This window comes from Veillonella sp. VA137, assembly GCF_003992015.1.
Lineage (GTDB): Bacteria > Bacillota > Negativicutes > Veillonellales > Veillonellaceae > F0422.
Genome location: NZ_RQVK01000029.1, coordinates 1 through 2,846, shown reverse-complemented (window position 1 = coordinate 2,846; position 2,846 = coordinate 1). Strand labels below are relative to the sequence as shown.

At 35.3% G+C, this 2,846-nt stretch carries 4 protein-coding genes; all 4 read left to right on the top strand.

All coding sequences use genetic code 11. From position 1 onward, the window contains the following. The first annotated feature begins 292 nt into the window (after positions 1-292). The 4 genes from EO116_RS08350 to pyrR all read left to right on the top strand — a co-directional run bounded on the left by EO116_RS08350 (position 293) and on the right by pyrR (position 2,679). The gene (locus EO116_RS08350; protein ID WP_005386021.1) at positions 293-457 is read left to right on the top strand and encodes a DUF362 domain-containing protein; all 165 of its coding nucleotides are present in this window, start codon (positions 293-295) and stop codon (positions 455-457) included. Positions 458-564: 107 nt separating this feature from the next. Beyond that, positions 565-1,005: a signal peptidase II gene (gene lspA / locus EO116_RS08345; RefSeq protein WP_039969072.1), complete on the top strand. Its 441-nt coding sequence runs from the start codon at positions 565-567 to the stop codon at positions 1,003-1,005. 61 nt (positions 1,006-1,066) lie between these two features. Further along, positions 1,067-1,990 carry an RluA family pseudouridine synthase gene (locus tag EO116_RS08340; RefSeq protein WP_127161426.1) on the top strand — a complete coding sequence of 308 codons (924 nt, stop codon included), beginning with the start codon at positions 1,067-1,069 and terminating at the stop codon, positions 1,988-1,990. Positions 1,991-2,157: 167 nt separating this feature from the next. Then, the gene (pyrR, locus tag EO116_RS08335; RefSeq protein ID WP_127161425.1) at positions 2,158-2,679 is read left to right on the top strand and encodes a bifunctional pyr operon transcriptional regulator/uracil phosphoribosyltransferase PyrR; all 522 of its coding nucleotides are present in this window, start codon (positions 2,158-2,160) and stop codon (positions 2,677-2,679) included. Positions 2,680-2,846 lie beyond the last annotated feature (167 nt).

The following is a 2,846-nucleotide window of genomic DNA, read 5'->3' as shown; positions in this document are numbered from 1 at the left end:
ATTAAATTCCTATTATAATGATTAGGATTTTATAAAATTGATAATTACAACATTCTCATTTGTTGAATATCATATTCAATTAATTAAATGGAAAGTAATATCAAAATACCTATAAACATAGGCTTTGTATACTAAAAATGAAAAAGTAATATGCAAAAATATATACAGTTTTTTATCATTTTCATTTGACTTTCAAAAAGAACTGTGTGATAATGAGAACATAAGTTGAGGCAAGTGCCTTTCTAAATGATAATAAAAAGTTCTGATCTATATTTTTATGGAGGTCCTAATTATGAGAGTTATTGCTGATGGTTGCATTAAATGTGGTTCTTGCGCATCTGTTTGCCCAGTTTCTGCTATTTCTGAAGGCGAAACTAAATATGAAATCAACGATACTTGCATCGATTGCGGTTCTTGCGAATCCGTTTGCCCAGTATCTGTAATTTCCGCTGAGTAATCACAAATTAAACGGCCCCTCATTGAGGGGCTTTTTATTTTGCCTAAATTTGCTTAACTTAGTATAATAGGACTATTAAGATATATATTATTATAAGGGAGTACAGCTTGTTTTATATTATACTAATTCTTTGGTTACTCTTAGATCAATGGACTAAATATTACATTATGAATCATTTTATGTTAGGTGAGTCTTTAGTGGTTATACCCAATGTATTTCATTTAACATATATTATTAATCGCGGTGCAGCATTTGGTATGCTTGCTAATCAGCGATGGTTTTTCTTACTGGTAGCGGTTATTTTGCTAGGCGCATGTGCATATTATTGGAAGCGCTTATCAAAAGGTCCGTGGACTTTACAGATTGGATCTGCTTTATTAGTGTCTGGTGCTATTGGTAATGGCATTGATCGTTACATGATTCATGGTGTGGTAGATTTTTTTGATTTCCGTATATGGCCTATTTTTAATGTTGCTGATATTGGTATCTGTGTAGGCGTAGCTTTAGTAGTCTACTATTTATTTACATTAAAAGATGATGATAAATAATTCATATATTATGACATATAATTAATTAATATATGATACTTAACTCATAGAGAGGTAGAGGATGAACGAATATATTGTAAATGCTGAGCAAGACGGTATGAGACTGGATGTATTCTTAACAGAACATATGGAAGGGTCTCGTAGTTATATTCAAAGTTTAATTAAAGGTGGTCACGTTACAGTAGGTGCTAAGGTAGGGAAAGCAAATCTTAGACTTACACCAAATGCTGTTGTACGTGTAGAGATACCGGAGCCTGAATCTGTAGAGGTAAAACCAGAGGATATTCCTTTAGATGTATTGTATGAAGATCATGATATTATCATTGTAAATAAACAACGTGGTATGGTTGTTCACCCTGCGGTGGGCAATTATTCGGGTACACTTGTTAATGCATTGCTATATCATTGTAAGGATTTGTCCGGTATTAATGGTGAGATTAGACCTGGTATTGTTCACCGTTTAGATAAGGATACATCTGGTGTTATGATGGCGGCTAAGAATGATGCAGCTCATATAGGTTTAGCGGAGCAGGTAAAGGAGCATTCTGCTAAACGGACATATTTAGCATTAGTACAAGGTAATATTGTAGAAGAAAAGGGTACAATTAAGGCTCCTATTGGAAGACATCCTAAGGATCGTATGAAAATGGCGGTTGTCTTTGAAAATAGTAAGGATGCAGTTACTCATTTTAATGTGGTTGAACGATTTGGACATCAAACATTGGTTGAATGTAATTTAGAAACTGGTCGCACACATCAAATTCGTGTACATTTTGCTCATATAGGTCATCCTGTTGTTAATGATCCGTTCTATGGTTACCGTCGTATGGATTTTCCTATTGAAGGACAGGCATTGCACTCTAAATCTTTAGATGTAAAACATCCTATTACAGGTGAAAGTATGCATTTTGAGGCGCCTCTTCCAGATGACTTCAAAGCATGTATAGAGTTTGCTAAAACATATCGAGAAGATAAGCGTAAATAAGCGAAAAAATGAAAAGAAATCAACGAAATGTAAAGAAACGTAGACAACCGTAGACAAACGTAAATACATGCAAATGAAATAACTGTCTTATATTGTGGTTTACTAAATAATCTTCTAACTATATTTGTAAAGGGGCATAGAGAACTCTGTGCTATAAGGGCGTATATATGGAAAAGAAACGCTTATTGATGGATCAAGATGCTATTATGCGCGCGATTCGTCGTATTAGTCACGAAATCCTAGAACGTAATAAAGGCTTATCTAATGCTCTTATTGTAGGCATTGAACGACGTGGTGTTATTTTGGCAAAACGTTTGCAGGCCGAAATCGAACGCATTGAAGGTATTCGTATTGAATGTGAATCACTCAATGTTGCTATGTATCGTGATGATCGTGATGCTCGTCAAAAAGAGGGGGAACCCTGTACGATTGATACAACAGAGAAAACAATTATCCTCGTTGATGATGTACTTTACACAGGGCGCACCATTCGTGCAGCATTAAATGCATTGATGACATCTGGTAGACCTAAATCTATTCAGTTGGCAGTTCTCGTAGATCGTGGTCATCGAGAATTACCAATACGAGCAGATTATGTAGGTAAAAATATTCCTACTTCACATCTTGAAAGTGTACGGGTTGCTGTAACTGATTTAGATGGCGAAGAAGGGGTTACAATACAGGAATAACCTGTATTGTAACCCCTTTTTATTTAAATTAAGGCTCTCTGTCAAATGTTGGGGTATTCACCCTACGAGTCTTCTTTGGCACCAATCATAGTTATGGTTGGTGCCATTCTTTTTGCTCAAAAGTAGAATACGTACTCTAAATCTACCAAAGTGGCGAAGTCCATAGC